Raw genomic sequence first — 17892 nt, forward strand, 5'->3', positions numbered from 1 at the left:
GATCTGCCAGCCTGCCAGCTTATTGCACCAGCAGCTTCCAGGGTTTGAGCGTGGCCACAGTATGAGCCTGCGCCACCCGCGCGGCCAACACCTCGGCATCCAGTGGCTGCAGGGCCAGTTCGTGCAGTTTGCTCAGCTCGCCGTACAGGCGGTCGACTTCCGCCACTTCCAGGATCTGCCGGGCCAGGTGCAGCCAGGCCTGGATGCGCTCGATGCGCGGCAACTGCTCGGCGAGGTCTTCCGGTTGCTGCTGGTAGCGCTTGAGCTGCAGCGCCGCGCCTTCCTCGGCGAGCAGATGCGGCAGCCAGTTGCCCAGCACCGCTGCGCCCTGGCGATTGCCGCGGTTGTTGCGTTCCACCGTCCAGCTGCGCGCCAGCAGCCAGCGCGACAGGTTCAGCGAGAACAGGCCCCAGCGGTTGCCCTGCAGTTCGGCGGCGAACAGCGCCGGGGCATTCCTGCGCAGGCTGTCGTCGGCCAGGCCGGCCAGCAGGCGCGGGCGCCAGTCGTCGAGCAGGTCATCCAGGGCCTCGCGCAGGGCGCTGCTGGAGGCACGCGGGGCGGCCTGGCCGAGGCTGCCGAGCAGCGCGCGCAGCTCCACCAGTTTCTCCAGCCATTGCGCCAGCAGCTTCCAGTGGCCGTTGAAACGGTACTGCTCGGCCAGACGCTGGCTGCTGCCCAGCAGGTACCAGGCGAGGGCGCAGAAGGCGTCGTCCAGGCTCTGCTCGGGGTTCAGCTCGGGAGCCGGCAGGCTCAGGCTGTAGCTGGCCGAGTCGAACAGGCGGTAGCCGCGCTCGGCCTTGCTGATGTCGCAGGGCATCAGCGGCAGATCGGCAGCCAGCTCGGCGGCCAGTTCCAGCAGGGCAGCCGGATCGCCTTCGCGCAGCTCCAGCTCCAGCTCGCAGATTTCCTCCTCGCCTTCGCCGGCGATCACCTTGCCCAGGTCCAGGGCCGCCTCGATGACCACCTTGGCCTTGCCGCGGCCCCAGGCGATCTCGGCCTTCTGGCGGACGAAGTCGGTGCTGAAGATCGGCTGCAGCTGCTTCTTGTCCAGCCCGGCCAGGCTGGCCGGCCAGCACTGATCGTCGAGCTTCTTGGTGTCCAGCTTGGCCTTGGCCAGGTACCAGTCCCACTCGTTGCGCTCGGACAGGCCGGCCACGCTCTGCCCGCGGGTCTTCAGGGTCTGGATGACCTGCTCGCCGTCGCGGCGCAGGCGCAGGGCGACCTTGGCCTGGGCCAGGTCACGCGCGGGGGTGTCGAAGTACTGGTTGAACAGCTCGCAGGTCTGCCAGCCGGACTTGTTGCGTTTCTTCAGCAGCGGATGATCACGCAGGGCGGCCAGGGTTTCGCGGCTGACGCGCAGCTTGATTTCGGTTTCTTTGTGCATGGTGCGGATTTCCGGTGCCTATCATGAAAAGTATTGCAGTCCGATGACTCGTGCTGGCTTGCCGGCCGAGGGCTCCCTATACTTGCGGCCTTTTTTCCCAACCGGGGTAAACCCTATGCCTACCAATCCCTTTGTCAGCCTGTTTGGCCGTTCGCCGATTGGTCCGATGCAGCAGCACATCGCCAAGGCGCATGAGTGTGCGGCCAATCTGGTGCCGTTCTTCGAGGCAGTGATGGCGCAGGACTGGGCGAAAGTGGCTGAGGTCCAGCAGGTCATGGTGCAGCTGGAAAAGGAGGCCGACAAACTCAAGAAGAGTGTGCGGCTGAACCTGCCGAAAAGCCTGTTCCTGCCGGTGCCGCGTTCGGACTTGCTTGAGCTGCTGAGTGTACAGGACAAAGTCGCCAATCGCGCCAAGGACATCGCCGGGCTGATGCTCGGCCGCGAGATGGCCATTCACCCGGACCTGCAGCCGCTGATCCGCACCTTCGTGCAGCGCACCGTCGATGCCAGCGCCCAGGCGCTGAAGGCGATGAACGAGCTTGACGAGCTGCTCGAGACCGGTTTCAGCGGCCGCGAAGCCAAGCTGGTGGAGACCCTGGTCGAGGAGCTGGATGATATCGAAGACGATACCGACCGCCTGCAGATCGAGGTGCGCCGCGCCCTGTTCAAGCTGGAGAAGGACATGCCCGCCGTGGATGTGATGTTCCTCTACCAGATCATCGATTGGGTCGGCGATGTCGCCGACCGTGCCCAGCGTGTGGGCAACCGACTGGAACAACTGCTGGCGCGTTAAGCGCCAGTATCCTTTCTGGGATTACAGGTAATTATTTATGTCTCTGATTGCGGATTACGGTTTCGTACTCCTGGTACTCGCCTGCTGTTTCGGTTTCTTCATGGCCTGGGGCGTGGGTGCCAACGATGTGGCCAACGCCATGGGCACTTCGGTGGGCTCGCGGGCGCTGACCATCAAGCAGGCGATCATCATCGCCATGGTCTTCGAGTTCTGCGGTGCCTACCTGGCCGGTGGTGAAGTCACCGAAACGATCAAGAACGGCATCGTCGATGCCGAGGCGATCAGCCCGGATCTGATGGTGCTGGGCATGATGTCGGCGCTGCTCGCGGCGGGCTCCTGGTTGCTGATCGCTTCGATGAAGGGCTGGCCGGTCTCCACCACCCACTCCATCATTGGCGCGGTGATCGGCTTTGCCGCCGTCGGCGTATCGGTCGATGCCGTGCATTGGGCCTCGGTCGGCCCGATCGTCGCCAGCTGGGTGGTGACCCCTTTCCTTTCCGGTCTGGTGGCTTTCGGCCTATTCATGAGCGTGCAGGCGCTGATCATCAATACCGAAAACCCGTTCCAGAACGCCAAACGCTACGTGCCGTTCTACATGTTCCTCACCGGCTTCATGGTGTCGATCATGACCCTGTCCAAGGGTCTCAAGCACATCGGCCTGAATCTCTCCTCGACAGAGAGCCTGTTGCTGTCGATTGGCGTCGGCGGTCTGGTGATGCTGCTCGGTATCGCCATCCTCAGCCGGATCAAGGTCGACGAAGTGGCCGACAAGGCCTTCCACTTCGCCAGCGTCGAGCGCGTGTTCGCCGTGCTGATGATCTTCACCGCCTGCTCCATGGCCTTTGCCCACGGCGCCAATGACGTGGCCAACGCCGTCGGCCCGCTGGCCGCCATCGTCGGTGTGATCCAGTCCAACGGCACCGCGGAGATCGCCGCCAAGTCCGCCGTACCGGGCTGGGTACTGTTGCTCGGCGCCATCGGCATCGTCATCGGCCTGGCCACCTACGGCTACAAGGTGATCGCCACCATCGGCAAGGAAATCACCGAGCTGACCCCGAGCCGCGGTTTCGCCGCCGAGCTGGCCACTGCGTCCACCGTGGTCGGCGCTTCGGCCATCGGCCTGCCGGTGTCCACCACCCACACCCTGGTCGGTGCGGTGCTGGGCATCGGCATCGCCCGTGGCATCGGCGCCCTGAACCTGGGCGTGATCGGCTCGATCTTCATGTCCTGGATCATCACCCTGCCGGTCGGTGCGGGCCTGTCGATCCTGTTCTTCTTTATCCTGCGCGGCATCTTCCTCTAAACGGCAGGTTCCTTCCGTGGCGGCGATGGCCCTATCATGGGCCATCCCCTGCGGAGAATGCCGATGTCGCTTCCCTCCCTGCAAGACCAGTTCGCCGCGCTGATTGCCGCGCCGTCGGTGAGTTGCACCCAGCCGCACTGGGATCAGTCCAACCGTGCCGTGATCGACCTGCTGGCCAGCTGGCTCGGCGAGCTCGGCTTCACCTGCGAAATCCAGGATGTGGCGCCGGGCAAGGCCAATCTGCTGGCCAGCTACGGCAGCGGCCCTGGCGGCCTGGTGCTGGCCGGGCACAGCGACACGGTGCCCTTCGATGCGGCGTTATGGCGCAGTGATCCGCTCAAGCTGACCGAGCAGGGCGACCGTTGGATCGGCCTCGGCGTGTGCGACATGAAGGGCTTCTTCCCGCTGGTAATCGAGGCGGTGCGCGGCCTGCTCGACCAGCCGTTCCGCCAGCCGCTGCTGGTGCTGGCCACCTGCGACGAGGAAAGCTCGATGTCCGGCGCCCGCGCCCTGGCCGCGGCCGGCAGGCCCCTGGGGCGCGCCGCGGTGATCGGCGAGCCGACCGGCCTGAAGCCGATCCGCCTGCACAAGGGGGTGATGATGGAGCGCATCGACATCCTCGGCCAGAGCGGCCACTCCTCCGACCCCAGTCTCGGCCACAGCGCTCTGGAGGCCATGCAGGACGCCATGGGCGAGCTGCGTGCCCTGCGCGCCCAGTGGCAGCGCGAATTCAGCAATCCGCAGTTCGGCGTGCCACAGCCGACCCTCAACCTCGGCTGCATCCACGGCGGCGACAACCCCAACCGCATCTGCGGCCAGTGCTCGCTGGAGTTCGACCTGCGCCCGCTGCCGGGGATGGACCCGGAGCAGCTGCGTGCGGCGATCCGCGGCAAACTGCAGCCGCTGGCCGAGCGGCACCAGGTGAAGATCGACTTCGCCCCGCTGTTCGCCAATGTGCCGCCCTTCGAGCAGAGCGCCGACTGCGAACTGGTGCGCCTGGCCGAGCGCCTCACCGGGCATGCGGCGCAGGCGGTGGCATTCGGCACCGAAGCGCCTTATCTTCAGCAGCTCGGTTGCGAGACCATCGTGCTGGGCCCCGGCGACATCAGTTGCGCCCACCAGCCCGGCGAGTTCCTCGAACTGGCGCGCATCGAACCCACCGTGAAAATCTTGCGCCAGCTGATCGACCACTACTGCCTGCAACCGGCCTGAACCAGAGGGGAGCCCTGATGCTGCTGCGACGACGTTAAGTCGACTCTTTCTTCCCCGCCCGGGGAAGGCTAACCATCGCTCGTTTCGTCACCGCTCACAGGCTCCTTCATGCACGACTACGTCAACTGGCTGCGCCACGCTTCGCCCTATATCAACGCTCACCGCGACTGCACCTTCGTGGTCATGCTGCCCGGCGAGGGCGTTGCCCACCCGAATTTCGGCAATATCGTCCACGACCTGGTGCTGCTGCACAGCCTCGGCGTGCGCCTGGTGCTGGTGCACGGCTCGCGCCCGCAGATCGAGGCGCGCCTGGCCGACCGCGGGCTGACCCCGCGCTTTCACCGCGACCTGCGCATCACCGACGGGCCGACCCTGGAATGCGTGATCGACGCCGTCGGCCAGCTGCGCATCGCGATAGAGGCCAGGTTGTCGATGGATATGGCCGCCTCGCCGATGCAGGGCTCGCGCCTGCGCGTTTCCGGCGGCAACTTCGTCACCGCGCGGCCGATCGGCGTGCTCGATGGCGTCGACTACCACCACACCGGCGAAGTGCGCCGGGTCGACCGCAAGGGCATCGGCCGCCAGCTCGACGAGCGCAGCATCGTCCTGCTCTCGTCGCTCGGCTATTCGCCCACCGGGGAGATCTTCAACCTGGCCTGCGAGGACGTCGCCACCCGCGCCGCCATCGACCTGCAGGCCGACAAGCTGCTGCTGTTCAGCGCCGAGCGCGGCCTGCTCGACGAGAGCGGCAAGCTGGTGCGCGAGCTGCGTCCGCAGCAGGTGCCGGCGCACCTGGCGCGGCTCGGCGCCTGCTACCAGGCCGAGCTGCTGGATGCCGCCGCCGAGGCCTGCCGCGGCGGGGTCAAGCGCAGCCACATCGTCAGCTACATGGACAACGGGGCGTTGCTCACCGAGCTGTTCACTCGCGACGGCGGCGGCACCCTGGTCGACCAGGAGCAGTTCGAGTCGCTGCGCGAGGCGACCATCGAGGATGTTGGCGGGCTGATCGACCTGATCACCCCGCTGGAGGACCAGGGCATCCTGGTGCGCCGTTCGCGCGAGGTGCTGGAGCGCGAGATCGAGCAGTTCAGCATCGTCGAGCGCGACGGCCTGATCATCGCCTGCGCCGCGCTGTACCAGATCGCCGACGCGGACGCCGGCGAGCTGGCCTGCCTGGCGGTGAATCCCGACTACCGCCATGGCGGTCGCGGTGACGAGCTGCTCGAGCGCATCGAGGAGCGCGCCCGCGCCCAGGGCCTGAAGACCCTGTTCGTGCTCACCACGCGCACGGCGCACTGGTTCCAGGAGCGCGGCTTCAAGCCGAGCAGCGTCGAGCGCCTGCCGGCGGCGCGGGCCTCGCTGTACAACTATCAGCGCAATTCGAAGATCTTCGAGAAGACCCTGTAAGCCGGCTTGGGCGACATGCAAAAGGGCCGCAATAGCGGCCCTTTTTCTGGGTGTCGGGGTGTGGCGAGTCAGGCGCTGCGGCGCTTGTGCTGTTCGAACTGCTCGTTGCCGTCGTCCCAGCCGGCTTCCCAGGCCGCGGCCAGGACCTCGGCTGGGTAGGGCTGCTGGTGCAGCGGCTGGCCGGTGAGGCCGGCCATGTAGCCTTGCTGATAAGCCTTGTTCAGGCTTTCCAGGCTCCAGTGGCGATCTGCGCTGTTGCGGTCTTCGGGGAACGTCATCGGGCGTGGCCAATGCGGGTTTCCCACAAGGCTAGTCGTCTGCCGCCCCGGGCGGAAGGCACTGGATCACCGGTTTGCGCAGCAAATGGCGGATTTGTGACGGGCTGCCCCTAATCGGCCCGGCCCGTCACCCAGGTCGTTGATTTCAGACGCCGATGCCGAGAATGCTGGCCTGGTAGGCGGCGACGAAGGTATCGAAATCGCCGGCCTCGGCGCCTTCCAGCTCGGCCTGCTCGGCCAGCGACTGGGCGACCATGGCCTCGAAGTTGGCCTGCTGCGCCGCACTCAGTGGCTGGGCGCGCAAGGCCTGGGCATGTTCCTGGCTGTGGCGCAGGGCGAAGGCGCGGAAGCTTTCGCCGCGCTCGCGCAGTTCGGCCAGCACCCGCGCCGAAGGTGTCAGGCTGCAGTCGTCGACCTTGGCCTGTTGCAGCTGCAGGGCCTGCTGGTAGTGCTCGCCGCCATGGGCCTGGTCGAGCAGCCGGCTGATCGGCGCGAAGCTTTGCAGCAGCTCCGTGGCCCAGGCCTTGAGTTCCACCGGCTGCCCCTGGCGTTGCAGGTGCAGGCCGGGGCGGCGGCCTTCCTTGACCGTCTTGAGGAAGTTCTCGGTGCAGCTGCGGCATTCGCCGCCCTGCAGCAGCGGGCTGTCCTGCAGGGCGCAGAACAGGATGAAGGCGTCGAGGAAGCGCGCCTCGTCCAGGTCGATGCCCAGCGGCAGATAGGGGTTGATGTCCAGGCAGCGCACTTCCACGTACTGCACGCCGCGGGCGATCAGGGCCTGGATCGGCCGCTCGCCGGAGTAGGTCACGCGCTTGGGGCGGATGCTCGAGTAGTACTCGTTCTCGATCTGGATGATGTTGGTGTTGAGCTGCTGCCACTCGCCGGCGGCATTCTTGGTGCCCAGCTCGGCGTAGGCCGGGTAGGGCGTGGCTACCGCCGAGCGCAGGCTCTCGGTGTAGCTGGCCAGATCGTTGTAGCAGGGGGTCAGGCCGGACTGGGCGCTGCTCTGGTAGCCCAGGTCGCTCATGCGCAGGCTGGTGGCGTAGGGCAGGTAGAGGGTCTGCTCATCGAGTTGCTGCAGCTGGTGCGGGCGTTCGCGCAGGAAGCTGCGGTCGAGCGCCGGCGAGGCGCCGAACAGGTACATCAGCAGCCAGCTGTAGCGGCGGAAGTTGCGGATCAGGGCGATGTAGCGCGCCGACTGGTAGTCGCGCAGCGCGCCGCTGTCGCCGTCCAGTTGCTGCAGCAGCGGCCAGAGCCGTTCCGGCAGGCTGAAGTTGTAGTGGATGCCGGCGATGCACTGCATGGTCTTGCCGTAGCGCAGGGCCAGGCCCTGGCGGTAGACGTACTTGAGGCGGCCGATGTTGGAGCTGCCGTAGCGGGCGATCGGGATGTGCGCCTCGTCCGGCAGCAGGCCGGGCATCGACGGGCTCCACAGGTATTCGCCCTGCAGCTTGCTGTAGGCGAAGCGGTGGATCTGTTCGAGGTCGGCCAGGGTGGTCGCCGGGTCGGGCTCGGCCGGGGTGATGAACTCCAGCAGGGCCTCGGAATAGTCGGTGGTGATCTGCGGGTGGGTCAGGGCCGAACCGAGAGTGCGCGGGTGGCCGCTCTGGGCCAGTTCGCCGCTGGCCGTGACGCGCAGGCATTCGCGCTCGATGCCGTGCAGACACTGGGTCAGCAGGGGCAGGACGGCAGCGTCGCCAAGCAGGGCCAGGCGGCGGGAGAGGAGATCGCTCAAGTTCGGGGTTCCTTCACGCGTGAGTCGCCCAAATATGGGGGTGGACTGCGCACTCTACAAGGGGGAAGGCGCGACGACTGTCTGCGCGGATGGGCCGGGCAGTGGGCGCAGTCGTGCGGCGGGGCGCCGGCGGCGCGTGCGGGCACGCGGCCGCCGGGGGCTGACGGCTTACTTGCAGATGAAGGTGGCCTGGGCGGTGGCGATCAGCTTGTCGCCCTGCTGCACCCGCGCTTCCAGCACGTGCACCTTGCGCCCGGCATTCAGCACGCGGGCGTTGCAGACGATCTCGCCCTGCTCGACCGCGCGGATGTAGTTGACCTTGCACTCCAGGGTCATGCTGCCGGCCTCGCCGCCGAACAGGCTGTGGCTGGCCTGGCCGAGGGCGGTGTCGATCAGCGAGAACAGCGCGCCGCCGTGCATGCGTCCGTGCAGGTTGAGCAGGTGCTCCTGCATGCTCATGCGTACTTGCGATTCGCCGTTCTCGGCCTTGTCGATGGTCATGCCGAGCAACTTGCTGAAGTTGCTGTCCTGGCCGACGGGGCTGCTCATGGGTTATTTCCTCAGGTTCTTGGCGTTGGCGAACAGCGCGGCCATGCCGGCATTGGCCGGGGCCGGCTTGTCCTGGCTGGAATGGCGCTCGCTGCGCGGCGGATTGCCGCCGCGGTTCTGCCCGCTGTTGCCGGGACGCGCGCCGCGCGGGCCGTCGACCTTCTCGCCGGGGGTGTCGCTCATGCGCATGGACAGGCCGACGCGGGCGCGCGGGATGTCCACTTCCATGACCTTGACCTTGACGATGTCGCCGGCCTTGACCACTTCGTAGGGGTCCTTGACGAACTTCTCCGACAGCGCGCTGATGTGCACCAGACCGTCCTGATGCACGCCGATGTCGACGAAGGCGCCGAAGTTGGTGACGTTGGTCACCACGCCTTCCAGCACCATGCCCGGCTTGAGGTCCTTGAGGGTCTCGACGCCTTCCTGGAACTCGGCGGTCTTGAATTCCGGGCGCGGGTCGCGGCCGGGCTTGTCGAGTTCCTTGAGAATGTCGCTGACGGTCGGCAGGCCGAACTGTTCGTCGGTGAATTTAGCCGGGTCGAGGCGGCGCAGGAAGGCCGAGTCGCCGATCAGCGAACGGATATCGCGGGAGGTCGCCTGGGCGATGCGCTGCACCAGCGGGTAGGTTTCCGGGTGCACGGCGGAGGCGTCCAGCGGGTTGTCGCCGTTCATCACGCGGAGGAAGCCGGCGGCCAGCACGTAGGTCTTCTCGCCCAGGCGCGGCACCTGCTTGAGCGCGTCGCGGGTCTTGAACGCGCCGTGGGCGTCGCGGTGGGCGACGATATTCTGCGCCAGGGTCGCGTTGAGCCCGGAGATGCGCGCCAGCAGGGCGGCGGAGGCGGTGTTCACATCGACGCCGACGGCGTTCACGCAGTCTTCCACCACCGCGTCCAGGCTGCGCGCCAGCTTGAGCTGGGACACGTCGTGCTGGTACTGGCCGACGCCGATGGACTTCGGGTCGATCTTCACCAGCTCGGCCAGCGGGTCCTGCAGGCGGCGGGCGATGCTCACGGCGCCGCGCAGCGACACGTCGAGCTCGGGGAATTCCCTGGCCGCCAGCTCGGAGGCCGAGTACACCGAGGCGCCGGCCTCGCTGACCATGATCTTGGTCATCTTCAGGGTCGGCAGCAGCTTGATCAGCTCGATGGCCAGCTTGTCGGTCTCGCGGCTGGCGGTGCCGTTGCCGATGGCGATCAGATCGACGCTGTGCTTGGCGCACAGCTTGCCGAGGATGGCCAGGGTCTCGTCCCAGCGGTTGTGCGGCACGTGCGGGTAGACGGTGGCGGTATCCAGCAGCTTGCCGGTGGCGTCGACCACGGCCACCTTGCAGCCGGTGCGCAGGCCCGGGTCCAGGCCCAGGGTGGCGCGCGGCCCGGCCGGGGCGGCCAGCAGCAGGTCGTGCAGGTTGCGGGCGAACACGCCGATGGCGTCGTCTTCGGACTTCTCGCGCAGCTCGCCGAACAGATCGGTTTCCAGGTGGGTGTAGAGCTTGACCTTCCAGGTCCAGCGCACCACCTCGCCCAGCCATTTGTCGGCGGCACGGCCGCGCCCCTCGCTTCCAGAAGCAGCGATACCGAAGCGCTCGCCGATCATCGCCTCGCACGGGTGCATGCTGCCCGGTGCCTCGTCGCCGACCTTGAGGCTGGCGCCGAGGATGCCCTCGTTACGCCCGCGGAAGATCGCCAGGGCGCGGTGCGACGGCATGCTTTTGAGCGGCTCGTCGTGCTCGAAGTAGTCGCTGAACTTGGCGCCTTCGGCCTCCTTGCCGGCGACCACGCGGGCGCTGAGGGTGGCGTTGTCCTTGAGGAAGGCGCGCAGGCGCTCGAGCAGGGTGGCGTCCTCGGCGAAGCGCTCCATGAGGATGTACTTGGCGCCTTCGAGCACGGCCTTGACGTCGGCGAAGCCTTTTTCGGCATCGACGAAGCGCGCGGCCTGTTCTTCGGGGTTCAGCGTCGGGTCGTTGAACAGGCCGTCAGCCAGTTCGCCGAGGCCGGCTTCCAGGGCGATCTGGCCCTTGGTGCGGCGCTTCTGCTTGTACGGCAGGTAGAGGTCTTCCAGGCGCGTCTTGGTGTCGGCCAGGTTGATCTCGCGGGCCAGTTCGGGGGTCAGCTTGCCCTGCTCCTCGATGCTGGCGAGGATCGCCGTGCGCCGCTCGTCCAGTTCGCGCAGGTAGCGCAGGCGTTCTTCCAGGTTGCGCAGCTGGGTGTCGTCCAGGCTGCCGGTCACCTCTTTGCGGTAGCGGGCGATGAAGGGCACGGTGGAGCCTTCGTCGAGCAGCGCCACGGCGGCGGCGACCTGTTGCGGGAGAACGCCGAGCTCTGCGGCGATACGCTTGTTAATGCTGTCCATACACCTACCTGACAAGACTGCGCGGTAACGGCGGCCGGCCGAGCCGACCGCAAAGCGGCGCATTATAACCACCGAGTTTTGCCGGCATGGGCAGCCGCTCGGGAAAAATCTGCTAACAATGGCTGGAGCGGCGCGCGCCGCGCTTGCGCCATAATGCCGCCACTGTTTACTGGGGAGTTGCCATGAGCACTGCTGCTGCGCCGGAAGGCGAAAAGATCCTCATCGTCGACGACGATCCCGGCCTGCGCCGCCTGCTGGAGCGCTTCCTCAGCGAGCAGGGCTACCGCGTGCGCGCGGTGGAGAACGTCGAGCAGATGGATCGCCTGCTGGCCCGCGAGCTGTTCCAGCTGCTGGTACTCGACCTCATGCTGCCCGGCGAGGACGGCCTGTCCGCCTGCCGCCGCCTGCGCGAGGCGAACAACCAGCTGCCGATCATCATGCTCACCGCCAAGGGCGACGAAGCCAGCCGCATCCAGGGCCTGGAGCAGGGCGCCGACGACTATCTGGCCAAGCCGTTCAACCCGCGCGAGCTGCTGGCGCGGATCAAGGCCGTGCTGCGCCGCCAGGCGCCCGTGGTTCCGGGCGCGCCGGGCAGCGAGGACGCCAGCGTCAGCTTCGGCGAGTACGAGCTGTCCCTGGCCACCCGCGAGCTGAAGAGGGGCGAGGAGGTGCACATGCTCACCACCGGCGAGTTCGCCGTGCTCAAGGCCCTGGTCCAGCACGCCCGCGAGCCGCTGACCCGCGACAAGCTGATGAACCTGGCCCGCGGCCGCGAGTGGGACGCCCTGGAGCGCTCCATCGACGTGCAGATCTCGCGCCTGCGCCGGCTGATCGAGCCGGACCCGTCCAAGCCGCGCTATATCCAGACGGTGTGGGGCGTGGGCTACGTGTTCGTACCGGATGGCAGCAAGTAACTCGGTGTCACGCTCGTTCGGGGTGCTGTAGGAGTCAGCTTGCTGGCGATCCCGCTCACCCCATCGCCAGCAAGCTGGCTCCCACAGGTATCGCGTCGCCCTGATGAAAACCCCGCTCTGGTTCCCGCAAAGCTTCTTCGCCCGCACCCTCTGGCTGGTGCTGGTGGTCGTGCTGTTTTCCAAGGCGCTGACCCTGGTCTACCTGATGATGAACGAGGATGTGCTGGTCGACCGCCAGTACAGTCATGGCGCGGCGCTGACCCTGCGTGCCTACTGGGCGGCCGACCCGGCGGACCGCGGGCATATCGCCGCGGCGGCGACCCTGGAGCAGGTGGCCGCCGAGCAGGTGCCGCCGACCGAGCAGCACTGGCCCTACTCGGAAATCTTCCTGCGCCAGATGCAGGCCGAGCTGGGTCCGGACACCGAGGTGCGGGTACGGGTCAAGAGCCCACCGGCGCTGTGGGTGCGCGCGCCGAGTCTGGGTGACGGCTGGACCAAGGTGCCGCTGTACCCGCACCCGCTGCGCGGGCAGAAAATCTGGAGCGTGCTCGGCTGGTTCCTCGGCATCGGCCTGCTGTCCACGGCGGCGGCGTGGATTTTCGTGCGCCAGCTCAGCGCGCCGCTCAAGCGCCTGGTGTTTGCCGCCCGCCAGCTCGGCCAGGGGCGCAGCGTGCGCCTGCCGGTCAGTGACACGCCGAGCGAGATGACCGAGGTCTACCGCGCCTTCAACCAGATGGCCGAGGACGTCGAACAGGCCGCCCGCGAGCGCGAGCTGATGCTGGCCGGGGTCTCCCATGACCTGCGCACGCCGCTGACCCGCCTGCGGCTGTCGCTGGAGCTGCTCGACAGCGACTCGGAGCTGACCGAGGACATGGTCCGCGACATCGAGGACATGGACGCGATCCTCGACCAGTTCCTCGCCTTTATCCGCGACGGCCGTGACGAAAAGCTGGAAACGACCGACCTCGGCGAACTGATCTGTGAGGTGGTGGCGCCCTACAACCAGCAGCAGGAGCGGGTGCGCCTGTGCCTGGAGGCGGTGCCGCCGTTCCCGCTGCGGCGCATCTCGATCAAGCGCCTGCTGGCCAACCTGCTGGAGAACGCCCTGCGCTATGGCGGCCATGGCGTCGAAGTGGCCGCCTATGTCTCCGGCGACCACAGTGCGCCTTATGTTGTGCTCAGCGTGCTGGACCGCGGCCCGGGCATCGACCCGGCCGAGCGCGGCGAACTGTTCAATCCGTTTATCCGTGGCGACCGCGCCCGTGGCGGCAAGGGCAGCGGCCTCGGCCTGGCCATCGTCAAGCGCATCGCCGCCCTGCACGGCGGCAGCGTCGAGCTGCGCAACCGCTCCGGCGGCGGCCTGGAGGCGCGCATCTGTCTGCCGCTGGGGCTGTTGCTGCCGCGCGATGCGGTATAGCGCTGAGCCCTCGTAGGGGGCGCCGTGCGCACCGGGTAGTTCGCGCTGCTCTCTGGTGCGCACGGCGCACCCTACGGCAAGGCATCGTCCCGCGTCGCCCAACAAAAAGCCCCGCACTAGGCGGGGCTTTTGGCATTGCGGCAGGGCTTACAGGCCGGCGGCAGCGCGCAGGTCGGCGACCTTGTCGGTCTTTTCCCAGGTGAAGGTGGTGAAGCTGTCGCCAGCCACGGTCACTTCCTCCGGGGTGCGGCCGAAGTGGCCGTAGGCCGCGGTGGCGCGGTACATCGGGTGGAGCAGGTCGAGCATCTTGGTGATGGCGTACGGACGCAGGTCGAACACTTCGCGCACCAGCTGGATGATCTTGTCTTCGGCGATCTTGTGGGTGCCGAAGGTGTTGATCGAGATCGAGGTCGGCTGGGCCACGCCGATGGCATAGGACACCTGGATCTCGCAGCGGTCGGCCAGACCTGCAGCGACTATGTTCTTCGCCACGTAGCGACCGGCGTAGGCCGCCGAACGGTCAACCTTGGATGGGTCCTTGCCGGAGAACGCGCCGCCACCGTGGCGGGCCATGCCGCCATAGCTGTCGACGATGATCTTGCGCCCGGTCAGGCCGCAGTCGCCCACCGGGCCGCCGATCACGAAGTTGCCGGTCGGGTTGATGTGGAACTGGGTGCCCTTGTGCAGCAGCTCGGCCGGCAGGGTGTGCTTGATGATCAGCTCCATCACCGCCTCGCGCAGGTCGCTCAGGCTGACCTCCGGGTTGTGCTGGGTGGACAGCACCACGGCGTCGATACCGACTACCTTGCCGTTCTCGTACTGGCAGGTGACCTGGCTCTTGGCGTCCGGGCGCAGCCACGGCAGCAGGCCGGACTTGCGCGCTTCGGCCTGGCGCTCGACCAGGGCGTGGGACAGGCGGATCGGCGCCGGCATCAGCACGTCGGTTTCGTTGCTGGCGTAGCCGAACATCAGGCCCTGGTCGCCGGCACCCTGGTCTTCCGGCTTGGCGCGGTCGACACCCTGGTTGATGTCCGGGGACTGCTTGCCGATGATGTTCAGCACGCCGCAGGTGGCGCCGTCGAAGCCGACGTCGGAGTTGGTGTAGCCGATGTCGCAGATCACGTCGCGGACGATCTGTTCCAGGTCGACCCAGGCGCTGGTGGTGACTTCGCCGGCGACGATGGCCACGCCGGTCTTGACCAGGGTTTCCACGGCCACGCGGGCGTGTTTGTCCTGGGCGATGATGGCGTCGAGGACGGCATCGGAAATCTGGTCGGCGATCTTGTCCGGATGGCCTTCGGACACGGACTCGGAGGTAAACAGGGCGTATTCGCTCATTTCAAAATCCTATTCATACCTGGTTTGGCGGGTTTGCTTCGCATCCGGCTTGGCGAAGTGCCGTACCTGAATCTGAAAGCCGTTCTTGAGGCCCACATAGAGGCTCTCGCCGGGCGTGAGCCCCGCGGCATCGGCCCAGCGGGCCAGATCTTCCTGGTCGAAGCCGAGCCAGAGATCGCCGCAGGCCGTCCTGGCCCAACTCTGGTCATGGCTGCACAACTCGGTGATCAGCAGGCTGCCGGCCGGTTTGACCAGGCGCGCCAGCTGCTTCAGTGCCTCGGCCGGGGCGGCGAAATGGTGCAGGACCATGTTCACCACCACGCAGTCGGCGGCGCCGATGTCGTCGTTGAGGGCATCGGCGAGCTGCAGCTCGACATTGCCCAGTTGTTCTTGCGCGCAGCGCTGGCGCGCCAGCTCGAGCATCGCCGCACTGTTGTCCAGCGCAGTCACGTGATGGAAGCGCCGCGCCAGTTCGGGCAGGAAGCCGCCGTCGCCGGGGCCGACTTCCAGCGCCGTGGCGCCAGCGCTGAAGCCCAGGGCATCGAGCAGGGCCAGCACGCTGTCGCGGTACTGCGGCAGGCCGGCGATCAGGTCCTGCTGGGCCTGGAACTTGTCCGCCGTCTTGGCGAAGAAGTCGCGGCTGGCGGCGGCACGCTGGGCGTGCACGGCGGCGATGCGCGCCTGCACCTCGGCGGGCAGTTGCAACTCGTCGACTTCCACCAGCAGTGCCGCGTGCAGGGTGCCGCCGAGCAGTTCGCCGTGGGGCAGGGCGCGGCGGTAGAAGATCGCATTGCCTTCGCGACGGCTGGCCACCAGGCCGGCCTGGGCCAGCACCTTGAGGTGGTGGCTCATGCCCGACTGGCCGATGGCGAAGATCTGCGCCAGCTCCAGCACGCCGAACGAGTCGTTGGTCAGTGCGCGCAGCACGTTCAGGCGCAGCGGATCGCCGCCGGCCTTGCACAGGGCGGCGAGCTCATCGGCTGGCTCGAAACGGAGCTGGGGCACGCGCATATTCATAGGGGCGGCAGTCTAGTCGGTCACTTTTCATCCAGCAACATCAATATCAAAACTTTTTGATATTGATGTGTGTGCGGGTCTGCCGGCAGCTTTCGTCGATCTTTCATTGCCCCGCAGCGCCCGGCTGGGCGAAAATGCGCGCCTTTTTCCGCCTCATTCATTTAGCAACAGTCCTTCCCAGGAGATTCAGCGATGTCCAGCCGTCGTGAGCGTGCCAATGCCATTCGTGCCCTCAGCATGGATGCTGTGCAGAAAGCCAACAGCGGCCACCCGGGTGCCCCCATGGGCATGGCGGACATCGCCGAAGTGCTGTGGCGCGACTATCTGCAGCACAACCCGAGCAACCCGAACTGGGCCGACCGTGACCGCTTCGTGTTGTCCAACGGCCACGGCTCGATGCTCATCTACTCGCTGCTGCACCTGACCGGCTACGACCTGGGTATCGACGACCTCAAGCAGTTCCGCCAGCTGCACAGCCGCACCCCGGGCCACCCGGAATACGGCTACACCCCGGGTGTCGAGACCACCACCGGCCCGCTCGGCCAGGGCATCGCCAACGCCGTCGGTTTCGCCCTCGCCGAGAAAGTCCTGGGCGCGCAGTTCAACCGCGACGGCCACGCCATCGTCGACCACTTCACCTACGCCTTCCTCGGCGACGGCTGCATGATGGAAGGCATCAGCCATGAAGTCTGCTCGCTGGCCGGCACCCTGGGCCTGGGCAAGCTGATCGCCTTCTACGACGACAACGGCATCTCCATCGATGGCGAAGTGCACGGCTGGTTCACCGATGACACCCCGGCGCGCTTCGAAGCCTACGGCTGGCAGGTGATCCGCAATGTCGACGGGCATGACGCCGAAGAAATCAAGATCGCCATCGAGACCGCGCGCAAGTCCACTGACCGGCCGACCCTGATCTGCTGCAAGACCGTGATCGGCTTCGGTTCGCCGAACAAGGGCGGCAAGGAAGAGTGCCACGGCGCACCGCTGGGCAGCGACGAGATCGCTGCCACCCGCGCGCAGCTCGGTTGGACTCACGGCCCGTTCGAAATTCCGGCTGACATCTACGCCGAATGGGACGCCAAGGAAGCCGGTGCCGCCCGCGAAGCCGCGTGGAACGACAAGTTCGCCGCCTACGCCGCCGCCCATCCCGAGCTGGCTGCCGAGTTCAAGCGCCGGGTTGCCGGTGAGCTGCCGGCCGACTTCGCCGAGAAGGCCGCCGCCTACATCAAGGACGTCGCCGAGAAGGGCGAAACCATCGCCAGCCGCAAGGCCAGCCAGAACGCGCTGAACGCCTTCGGCCCGCTGCTGCCGGAATTCCTCGGTGGCTCGGCCGACCTGGCCGGCTCCAACCTGACCCTGTGGAAAGGCTGCCAGGGCGTGTCTGCCGAAGACGCTTCCGGCAACTACATGTTCTACGGTGTGCGTGAGTTCGGCATGAGCGCGATCATGAACGGCGTGGCCCTGCACGGTGGTTTCATCCCGTACGGCGCGACCTTCCTGATCTTCATGGAATACGCGCGTAACGCCGTGCGCATGTCCGCGCTGATGAAGCAGCGCGTGCTGTACGTGTTCACCCACGACTCCATCGGTCTCGGTGAAGACGGCCCGACCCACCAGCCGATCGAGCAGCTGGCCAGCCTGCGCGGCACGCCGAACCTGGACACCTGGCGCCCGGCCGACGCGGTGGAATCCGCGGTGGCCTGGAAGTACGCCATCGAGCGCGCCGACGGCCCGTCCGCGCTGATCTTCAGCCGGCAGAACCTGCCGCACCAGGCCCGTGATGCCCAGCAACTGGCCGACGTGGCCCGTGGTGCCTACGTGCTCAAGGACTGCGCCGGCGAGCCGGAACTGATCCTGATCGCCACCGGTTCGGAAGTCGGTCTGGCCGTGCAGGCCTACGACAAGCTGACCGAGCAGGGCAAGAAGGTGCGCGTGGTGTCCATGCCGTCGACCAGCGTGTTCGACCAGCAGGACGCCGCCTACAAGCAGGCCGTGCTGCCGCTGCAGGTCGGCGCGCGCATTGCCATCGAGGCCTCGCACGCGGACTACTGGTACAAGTACGTGGGCCTGGAAGGCCGCATCATCGGCATGACCACCTTCGGTGAGTCCGCCCCGGCACCGGCGCTGTTCGAGGAGTTCGGCTTCACCGTCGACAATATCCTGGAAACCGCCGCCGAACTGCTGGACGCCTGAGGC

At 67.0% G+C, this 17892-nt stretch carries 15 protein-coding genes; 7 read left to right on the forward strand and 8 right to left on the reverse strand.

What is annotated here, in order from left to right:
• Positions 1–19: 19 nt before the first annotated feature.
• Positions 20–1384: an inorganic triphosphatase gene (locus GV001_RS03125; RefSeq protein WP_160078028.1), complete on the reverse strand. Its 1365-nt coding sequence runs from the start codon at positions 1382–1384 to the stop codon at positions 20–22.
• Between the two features lie 115 nt (positions 1385–1499).
• On the opposite strand from GV001_RS03125, the gene GV001_RS03130 reads away from it, so the two are divergent.
• The 4 genes from GV001_RS03130 to argA all read left to right on the forward strand — a co-directional run bounded on the left by GV001_RS03130 (position 1500) and on the right by argA (position 6099).
• Entirely contained in the window at positions 1500–2177 is a 678-nt protein-coding gene (locus GV001_RS03130) for a TIGR00153 family protein (protein WP_160078030.1), read from the forward strand.
• Between the two features lie 37 nt (positions 2178–2214).
• Complete coding sequence (locus GV001_RS03135) at positions 2215–3480, forward strand: inorganic phosphate transporter (protein WP_160078032.1); 1266 nt, start codon at positions 2215–2217, stop codon at positions 3478–3480.
• A gap of 63 nt (positions 3481–3543) precedes the next feature.
• Positions 3544–4692 carry an acetylornithine deacetylase gene (gene argE / locus GV001_RS03140; protein ID WP_160078034.1) on the forward strand — a complete coding sequence of 383 codons (1149 nt, stop codon included), beginning with the start codon at positions 3544–3546 and terminating at the stop codon, positions 4690–4692.
• 108 nt (positions 4693–4800) lie between these two features.
• A complete protein-coding gene (argA, locus tag GV001_RS03145; RefSeq protein ID WP_160078036.1) occupies positions 4801–6099 on the forward strand; it encodes an amino-acid N-acetyltransferase in 1299 nt (432 codons plus the stop codon).
• Positions 6100–6167: 68 nt separating this feature from the next.
• On the opposite strand, the gene rmf is transcribed toward argA, so the two are convergent.
• The 4 genes from rmf to GV001_RS03165 all read right to left on the reverse strand — a co-directional run bounded on the left by rmf (position 6168) and on the right by GV001_RS03165 (position 11010).
• Entirely contained in the window at positions 6168–6377 is a 210-nt protein-coding gene (rmf, locus tag GV001_RS03150) for a ribosome modulation factor (RefSeq protein WP_160078038.1), read from the reverse strand.
• Between the two features lie 145 nt (positions 6378–6522).
• A complete protein-coding gene (gene gshA, locus GV001_RS03155) occupies positions 6523–8109 on the reverse strand; it encodes a glutamate--cysteine ligase (RefSeq protein WP_160078040.1) in 1587 nt (528 codons plus the stop codon).
• A gap of 168 nt (positions 8110–8277) precedes the next feature.
• A complete protein-coding gene (locus GV001_RS03160) occupies positions 8278–8658 on the reverse strand; it encodes a PaaI family thioesterase (RefSeq protein ID WP_160078042.1) in 381 nt (126 codons plus the stop codon).
• 3 nt (positions 8659–8661) lie between these two features.
• Positions 8662–11010, reverse strand: a complete 2349-nt coding sequence (locus GV001_RS03165; RefSeq protein ID WP_160078044.1) for a Tex family protein — start codon at positions 11008–11010, stop codon at positions 8662–8664.
• Positions 11011–11192: 182 nt separating this feature from the next.
• On the opposite strand from GV001_RS03165, the gene ompR reads away from it, so the two are divergent.
• Positions 11193–11924: a two-component system response regulator OmpR gene (gene ompR, locus GV001_RS03170; RefSeq protein WP_160078046.1), complete on the forward strand. Its 732-nt coding sequence runs from the start codon at positions 11193–11195 to the stop codon at positions 11922–11924.
• Positions 11925–12027: 103 nt separating this feature from the next.
• Positions 12028–13341: an ATP-binding protein gene (locus GV001_RS03175; protein WP_160078048.1), complete on the forward strand. Its 1314-nt coding sequence runs from the start codon at positions 12028–12030 to the stop codon at positions 13339–13341.
• Between the two features lie 147 nt (positions 13342–13488).
• Here the strand turns inward: GV001_RS03175 and metK are convergent, their stop codons facing one another.
• Genes metK through GV001_RS03190 form a run of 3 tightly spaced genes read right to left on the reverse strand, consistent with a single transcriptional unit; the run spans position 13489 to position 15857 of the window.
• Positions 13489–14679 (reverse strand): methionine adenosyltransferase, encoded by a 1191-nt coding sequence (gene metK, locus GV001_RS03180; protein WP_160078050.1) that lies wholly within the window; start codon positions 14677–14679, stop codon positions 13489–13491.
• 9 nt (positions 14680–14688) lie between these two features.
• Positions 14689–15696 (reverse strand): metalloregulator ArsR/SmtB family transcription factor, encoded by a 1008-nt coding sequence (locus tag GV001_RS03185; RefSeq protein ID WP_160078052.1) that lies wholly within the window; start codon positions 15694–15696, stop codon positions 14689–14691.
• 20 nt (positions 15697–15716) lie between these two features.
• Positions 15717–15857 (reverse strand): hypothetical protein, encoded by a 141-nt coding sequence (locus tag GV001_RS03190; protein WP_160078054.1) that lies wholly within the window; start codon positions 15855–15857, stop codon positions 15717–15719.
• Between the two features lie 31 nt (positions 15858–15888).
• On the opposite strand from GV001_RS03190, the gene tkt reads away from it, so the two are divergent.
• Complete coding sequence (gene tkt, locus GV001_RS03195; protein WP_160078056.1) at positions 15889–17889, forward strand: transketolase; 2001 nt, start codon at positions 15889–15891, stop codon at positions 17887–17889.
• Positions 17890–17892 lie beyond the last annotated feature (3 nt).

Source organism: Pseudomonas sp. 8AS, from assembly GCF_902506505.1.
Taxonomy (GTDB): Bacteria; Pseudomonadota; Gammaproteobacteria; order Pseudomonadales; family Pseudomonadaceae; genus Aquipseudomonas.